The organism is Moraxella sp., assembly GCF_024227015.1.
Classification (GTDB): domain Bacteria; phylum Pseudomonadota; class Gammaproteobacteria; order Pseudomonadales; family Moraxellaceae; genus Moraxella.
The window spans coordinates 1-7,402 of record NZ_JAAELD010000328.1 but is presented as its reverse complement, the minus strand read 5'-3'; the positions used below and the strand labels follow the sequence as shown (position 1 = coordinate 7,402).

The 7,402-nt window shown below is 48.2% G+C and carries 6 protein-coding genes; all 6 read right to left on the bottom strand.

What is annotated here, in order from left to right; all coding sequences use genetic code 11:
* The coding region (locus tag GY683_RS07415; protein WP_297288127.1) for an acetyl-CoA C-acyltransferase at positions 1–894 on the bottom strand (894 nt) is incomplete at its 3' end.
* Positions 895–915: 21 nt separating this feature from the next.
* The gene (fadB, locus tag GY683_RS07410) at positions 916–3,063 is read right to left on the bottom strand and encodes a fatty acid oxidation complex subunit alpha FadB (RefSeq protein ID WP_297288126.1); all 2,148 of its coding nucleotides are present in this window, start codon (positions 3,061–3,063) and stop codon (positions 916–918) included.
* Between the two features lie 189 nt (positions 3,064–3,252).
* Complete coding sequence (clpX, locus tag GY683_RS07405; RefSeq protein WP_297288125.1) at positions 3,253–4,560, bottom strand: ATP-dependent protease ATP-binding subunit ClpX; 1,308 nt, start codon at positions 4,558–4,560, stop codon at positions 3,253–3,255.
* Positions 4,561–4,566: 6 nt separating this feature from the next.
* Positions 4,567–5,193, bottom strand: coding sequence for an ATP-dependent Clp endopeptidase proteolytic subunit ClpP (clpP, locus tag GY683_RS07400; protein WP_297288128.1), 627 nt, complete (start codon positions 5,191–5,193; stop codon positions 4,567–4,569).
* Between the two features lie 141 nt (positions 5,194–5,334).
* Positions 5,335–6,669, bottom strand: coding sequence for a trigger factor (gene tig, locus GY683_RS07395; RefSeq protein ID WP_297288124.1), 1,335 nt, complete (start codon positions 6,667–6,669; stop codon positions 5,335–5,337).
* Between the two features lie 166 nt (positions 6,670–6,835).
* A partial coding sequence (gene rdgB / locus GY683_RS07390; protein WP_297288123.1) for an RdgB/HAM1 family non-canonical purine NTP pyrophosphatase occupies positions 6,836–7,402 on the bottom strand: 567 nt, incomplete at its 5' end.

Here is a 7,402-nt window from a genome sequence, read left to right as displayed (position 1 = left end):
TCGTTTTAGTGCCTTTTGCGTGGCAGGGACAGGACCATAGCCCATAATCGCCGCATCGCACCCTGCCACTGCCATGGAGCGAATTTTGGCTCGTGGGGTCCGCCCAAGCTCTTTGGCTTTGCCTGCCGACATGATGAGCATGGCGGACGCACCGTCTGATAAGGCGGATGATGAGCCTGCCGTTACCGTGCCGTTTACAGGGTCAAATACGGGTCTGAGCTTTTGTAGACTCTCAATATTGGCATCAAAACGAATGACTTCGTCCACGGTGCAAAGCTGTAAATTACCCTGCTCATCATGCCCTTCTACGCCCACGATTTCTTTGTCAAACCGCCCTTCTTGGGTGGCTTTGGTCGCTTTGACATGTGAGCCTAGGGCAAATTCGTCCTGCTCGGCTCGGCTAATGTCATTCATACGCCCAAGCATTTCGGCGGTCAGCCCCATCATGTTGGACGCTTTGGCGATTTGCTTTGAGCTACTGGGGTTGATGTCCACGCCATGCATCATGGCAACGTGTCCCATATGCTCCACGCCCCCGATGATAAAGATGTCGCCTTGGTGGGTCATGATTTGGGCGGCAGCGGTGTGCAGGGCTTGCATGGATGAGCCACACAGACGGTTTACCGTTTGTCCTGCCACGTGCTTTGGAATGCCTGCCAATAGGCTTGCGTGGCGAGCGATGTTCCAGCCTTGCTCCAAGGTTTGATTGACACAGCCCCAAATCACGTCTTCGATGTCATTAGGGTCAAAATCATTTCGCTTGATTAAGGCTTTCATCAGCTCTGCCGATAGGGTCTCGGCTCGCACGTTGCGGAACATACCGTTTTTGGATTTGCCCATGGCGGTGCGGACACCATCGACGATGACCACGTCTGTTGGATTTAATGTTGTCATATTTTTTCCTTAAAATTTTAATTATTGATAAAAACTCTCGCCACGCTCTGCCATGTCTCGTAGCATTTGCGGAGCTTCATATGCCTTGCCAAGATGAGCGTACTTATCACACAAAGCGACAAATTCTTTTACGCCCACTTGGTCAATGTAGCGACACGGACCCCCACGAAACGGTGGGAAGCCAAGCCCCATCAACATTGCCATGTCCGCCTCGCCTGCACTTGCCACGATGTTATCTTCTAGGCAACGCACCGTCTCGGTACAAAACGCCACCATCAAGCGGTCAATGATTTCTTCGTCAAAATCGCTACTATCGTCTTGCACCGCTTTTAGTAGCTCATAAGTGGTCGTATCCACGCTCTTTTTGGGCTTGCCTTTTTTGTCAAGCTCATATTTATAAAAGCCTGCGCCATTTTTTTGACCCAAACGGTTATTTTCAAACATGACAGTCGTGGCGGTCTTATAATCAGGATTCATACGCTCAGGGAATGCGTTCGCCATTACGCTACTTGCGTGAACACCTGTATCAATGCCCACCACGTCAAGCAAATAGGCAGGTCCCATAGGCCAGCCGAATTTTTCCATGACTTTATCAATCTTGACAAAATCCGCCCCGTTTTTGATGAGTAAATCAAACGCCCCAAAATAAGGGAACAGCACACGGTTCACCAAAAATCCTGCGCAGTCATTGACCACAATTGGCGTTTTGCCCATTTTTTGAGCAAGGGCAACCGTAGTCGCCACCGCTTCATCGCTCGTCCGCTCGCCACGGATAATCTCAACAAGGGGCATACGATGAACGGGGTTAAAAAAGTGCATACCCACAAAATTCTCGGGGCGTTTTAGCGACTTGGCAAGCTCGGTAATGCTAATCGTGGACGTGTTGGACGCAAGGATAGCTGTGTCTTTAATCAGGCTTTCGGTCTCGGCAAGCACCGCCTTTTTGATTTTTTCGTTCTCCACCACCGCTTCAATGACGATGTCAGGCGTGCCAAAATCGCCATAGTTTAAGGTTGGGCGGATTTTGGATAGGGTTTCGCCCATTTTGGCAGTGCTGATTTTGCCACGCTCTACTTCTTTGCTAAGGAGCTTGCTCGCTTCATTCATGCCTAGGTCAAGCTGTTCTGCCTTGATGTCTTTCATGATGATAGGCAAGCCCTTGACTGCCGACTGATAAGCGATACCACCGCCCATAATCCCTGCCCCAAGCACCGCCATTTCATTGATGTTGTGGGCAGATTTGGATTGGTCTTTGGCACGTTTTTTGACCAGCTGATCATTAAGGAATACACCGACCAAAGCCTCAGCCTGTGGCGTTTTGGCGGATTTGGCAAAATTAGTTGCCTCAATCTTAATCGCTTCATCACGCCCCAGATTGGCATGACGCTCGACCGCATCCAATGCCAAAGCGATGGATGGGTAATGCTTAGGGTTTGCCTTAGCAAAAATCACGCCCTTGGCAGAATTAAACGCCATGGCTTGCTCGGTTGCGTTTAGCTTGACAGGTTCTAACTTCTCGGCACGTTTGGCTTGCCAGTCGATCTCGCCGCTGATGCACTTACGCACCAAATCAATCGCTGATTGCTCTAGGATATCATCAGCAACGACAGCATCCGCCAAACCTACCTTCAGCGCATCGGCAGGTCTTAGTGAGTTACCCGTAGCGATAAGCTCTAGAGCGTTATCCACCCCGATGATGCGCGGCGCACGCACCGAACCGCCAAATCCTGGGAAAATACCCAGCTTGGTCTCAGGGAATCCTACTTGTCCTGACTGCCCCATGATGCGGTACTCGCACACCAAGGTCATCTCGCAGCCGCCGCCCAACGCCGCACCATTAATGGCGCACACCTTAGGAAATGGTAAATCTTCAAAACGGTTAAAGGTGTCATTAATATCAAGCAGCCACGTCTCTAGCTCATCCTGTGGACGCTTAAAATAACTTAGAAACTCGGTGATGTCCGCCCCTGCGATAAAGACCTTTTTGCCCGATGCGACAATGGCGCCCTTGATGGTGCTGTCGTTCTCTAGAGCGATTACCGCTTCTCTAAATTCCGCATTCGTGGCTTGGTCGAATTTATTGACTGATTCGTTTTCATTGTTAAAATGAAATTTGACGATGTCGCCGTCTAGTCGGCTGACTTGTATGGATTTTCCTTGATAGATCATATGTACTCCTATTGCTTATGTTTGGGATAATTTACACATCCAATCTTACTATAACATAAGCCATCAGCGAAAATAAGTACAGAATTTTGAGCAAATTTGACCGATTAGTCATCTTTTGGTGGCGGTCATTTATGATCATGCAACAAAAATCCCCGTGCAGTGACGAGGATTTTTATTATGTCGGATTATTTATTTAATAGTGGGTGCTTTGCCATCATTGATGACGTCAGCATCGACAATCACTTCTTTGACATCGTCCATGCTTGGCAGCTCATACATGGTGTCAAGCAGCGCATTCTCAATGATAGAGCGCAGACCACGCGCGCCCGTCTTACGCTTCATGGCTTTTTTGGCAATGGCGTCCAGCGCATCTTTATCGAATGACAGCTTGGCGCCTTCCATCTCGAACAGATACTGATATTGTTTGGTCAGTGCGTTCTTTGGTTCGGTTAGAATCTGCACCAATGCCTCTTCATCGAGCTCATCAAGCGTCGCGATGACTGGCAGACGACCGATGAATTCTGGAATGATACCAAACTTCACCAGATCTTCAGGCTCAACCTCACGGAACAGCTCGCTGATCTTCGTCTCTTCTTTGGCTTTGACCACCGCATTAAAACCCATGCCCGTGGTCTCGGTGCGCTGCTGGATAATCTTATCAAGCCCTGCAAATGCACCGCCGACGATCATTAGGATGTTACTGGTGTCCACTTGGATCATCTCTTGACGTGGGTGCTTGCGACCACCTTGGGGCGGAATATTGGCAACCGTGCCTTCGATGATTTTTAGTAGTGCCTGCTGAACGCCCTCACCCGATACGTCACGAGTGATTGAAACGTTTTCGCTTTTTTTGGTGATTTTATCGATCTCATCGATGTAGATGATGCCTTTTTGGGTGCGTTCGATGTCATAGTCGGCAGCTTGTAGCAGCTTTTGAACGATGTTCTCAACATCCTCACCCACATAGCCCGCCTCGGTTAAGGTCGTGGCATCTGCCATGGCAAATGGCACATCCAACAGGCGCGCCAAAGTCTGCGCCAGCAAGGTCTTACCCGAACCCGTTGGACCGATGAGCAGGATATTACTCTTAGCAAGCTCAACTTTCTCGCCATTTAGCGTGTCGTCTTTTTGGGCAGATTTTAAGCGCTTATAGTGGTTATAGACCGCAACTGACAGCGCTTTTTTGGCAGCATCTTGACCGATGACGTATTCGTCCAAGTGTGCGCGCAGCTCTTTTGGCTTAGGCAACTTGGCATTCGCCCAGTCGTCAGCTTCTTCTTGCTGATCATAAGACGCGGCTTCTTCGGCGTTCTCTTTTGCTGTCTTGTCGGCTTTAGCCTTAGATGGCTTGACGCCAATGCCTGCTTCGCTTAGCATGTCACCACACAATGACACACACTCATTACAGATATTGGCCGCATCGCCAGCGATGAGTTTTTTGACCTCGGCTTTCTTTTTACCGCAGAACGAACAGGTATTTTCTAAATTACTCATCATCAATCCTTATAGCCCAGTCGGACGCTTGTCAAGCACAACATCCACCAAGCCATATTCGCGCGCCGCTTCTGCACTCATGAAGTTATCGCGATCAGTGTCTTTTTCTAGGCGCTCGACAGGCTGACCTGTGTGATCAGCAAGCAGCTGATTTAGCTTTGCTTTAAGCTGAATAATCTCACGCGCATGAATCTCAATGTCCGATGCCTGACCACGGAAACCGCCCAACGGCTGATGAATCATGATGCGTGAGTTGGCAAGGGCATAGCGCTTACCCTTCTCACCTGCCGACAATAGGAACGAGCCCATGCTCGCCGCCTGACCCATGCAGATGGTCGAGACGTCCGGCTTAATAAAGTTCATCGTATCATAGATCGCCATGCCTGCAGTGACCACGCCACCAGGGGAGTTGATGTATAGATGCACGTCCTTTTCTGGGTTGTCAGCTTCAAGGAATAACAGCTGAGCGACGATCAAGTTCGCCATGTTGTCCTCAACCTGACCTGTCAAGAAAATCACACGCTCACGCAACAGGCGCGAGAAAATATCAAACGAACGCTCACCACGACCAGACTGCTCAATCACCATCGGTACAAGAGCATTTTGTGGTGCGATGGGCGCATGGTAGCTGTCCATCAACTGATCATAAAAAGGATTGTTTTTCATGTTTTGCATTGTGATTTCCTAGTTTTTGAAAATATCGCTTATTTTACCATTAATTAAAAAATACCCCAAACACTGTTTGGGGTATTTTTATGGCTTTATTGTAAGCCAAGATTATAGCTGAGCTTGTTGAGCTGCTGCCAGTAGGTCTTGGTATTTTACTTCTTTGTCAGTTACTTTACCTTGAGCCAGTAGATAATCAACCACTTGATCTTCTAGAACCACAGACTCGATGCCAGCGCGTTGCTGCTTGTCGTTGGTGTAATAGTCGATAACTTCTTGTGGATCTTCGTAGTTTTCAGCCGCTTCTGCGATGAATGCAGTCACGCGATCTTGATCAACTTCGATTTTCTCTTTGTCGATGATTTGGCTAACCAATACGCCAAGACGTACCGCGCGTAGTGCTTGATCTTCGAACAGTTCATTTGGCAGCATGTCAGCGCCAAAAGTATTAGGGTTGGCACCGAACTGCTGAGCGAAACGCTGTAGCATTTGTTCACGCTGACGGTTGATTTCTTGCTCTAGCATGGCTTTTGGCACGTCGAATTCGTTCTTCTCAAGTAGCGCGTCGAATGCAGCCTGTTTTACTTGATTGCGACCAGCGTTCTTGATTTCGCGCTCCATGTTCTTACGAACGTCAGCTTTTAGCTTGTCAAGACCACCTTCTTTTACACCGAACAGCTCAAAGAATTCTTCGTTTAGCTCAGGTAGTCTTGGTGATTTAACTTCTTTAACGTTGATTTTGAAGTCAGCTTCTTTACCTTTTAGGTTCTCAGCTTGGTAATCTTCTGGGAAAGTCACTTTGATGGTTTTTTCTTCGCCAGCTTTCATGCCTTTCATGCCATCTTCAAAGCCTGGAATCATCTGACCAGAACCGATCACCAGACGATAGTTCTCAGCGCTGCCGCCTTCGAATTTATCGCCATCGATAGAACCTTCAAAGTCGAAAGTCGCTTCATCGCCATCTTCTAGTGCACCGTCTTTGGTCTCTAGTGTTTGGCGTTGTTTTTGTAGGTTTTCGATCATCACGTCTACGTCTTCGTCAGACACAGAGGCTGTTTGACGCTCAACTTCGATCTCGCTCACGCCTTTTACTTCCACTTCTGGGAAAGTTTCAACCGTGGCTTGATATACCAAGAAATCATTCTCAAGCTTCACATCATCGATGTTCGGCACACCTACTGCGCGGATTTTTTTCTCGTTCATCGCTTCAAATACAGTGTCACGAATCACGTCGTTGATGACTTCTTGCTGGATGCCAGCACCGTACTGCGCGCGGATGTGCGACACAGGCACTTTACCCTTACGGAAACCGTCGATCTTGGCAGTCTTAGCTAGGCTACGGATACGACCTTCTACTTTGCCTTGGATGGTACCCACTGGTACTTTTACGGTCAATTGGGTTTCTTTGTCTGACAGTACATTGACTGCGATGTCTAGATTGCTCATGGTAATTACCTTTTAAAATATGAAAAACGGCTTGACTTCCATCAAGTATAAAATTTGGGTGTTATCATAACACGATTTAGGTATCAAAACACCTAAAAGCATCACAGTATAACGCTAAGCGGTTAAAATTACAACCAAAAACGCTGTATTCCCCATCAAATGCCTTTTATTTGAGCTGATTGATGAGTACCTTCAAAGCTTGTCCGCGATGACTGAGCGAATTTTTGACTGCCTTTTCAAGCTCGGCAGAGGATTTGTCAAGGCTTGGCACATAGAACAGCGGATCATAACCAAAGCCATTCTCACCCCGTGTCGTATCTAAGATTTCGCCTGCCCATTCGCCTTGGGCGATGATTGGTAAAGGATCATCGGCGTGTTGCACCAAGGCTAACACACAGACGAATTTACCGATAATAGGAGTATCGCCCCTAAGCGGTGCCAGTTCTGTCAATAGCTTGGCATTATTGGCCTGATCATCGCCATGCACGCCTGCATATCTTGCCGAATTAATCCCAGGCATGTTGCCAAGCACAGGCACGCACAGCCCACTATCATCTGCCAAAGCAGGCAGTCCACTGGCAGCACTTGCGTGGCGCGCCTTGATGATGGCGTTTTCGATGAATGACCATCCTATCTCATCAGCGTCTGTGATGCCAAGCTCGCCTTGCGGGATGATGGTAATGCCTAGATTAGCCTGATCGAACAGTGCCTGAAATTCGGCCAATTTGCCTTT

Coding starts and splice junctions, on each gene's coding strand:
- fadB (WP_297288126.1), bottom strand. CDS start 3,063: ATGATCTATCAAGGAAAATCCATACAAGTCAGCCGACTAGACGGCGAC.
- clpX (WP_297288125.1), bottom strand. CDS start 4,560: ATGATGAGTAATTTAGAAAATACCTGTTCGTTCTGCGGTAAAAAGAAA.
- clpP (WP_297288128.1), bottom strand. CDS start 5,193: ATGGACAGCTACCATGCGCCCATCGCACCACAAAATGCTCTTGTACCG.
- tig (WP_297288124.1), bottom strand. CDS start 6,669: ATGAGCAATCTAGACATCGCAGTCAATGTACTGTCAGACAAAGAAACC.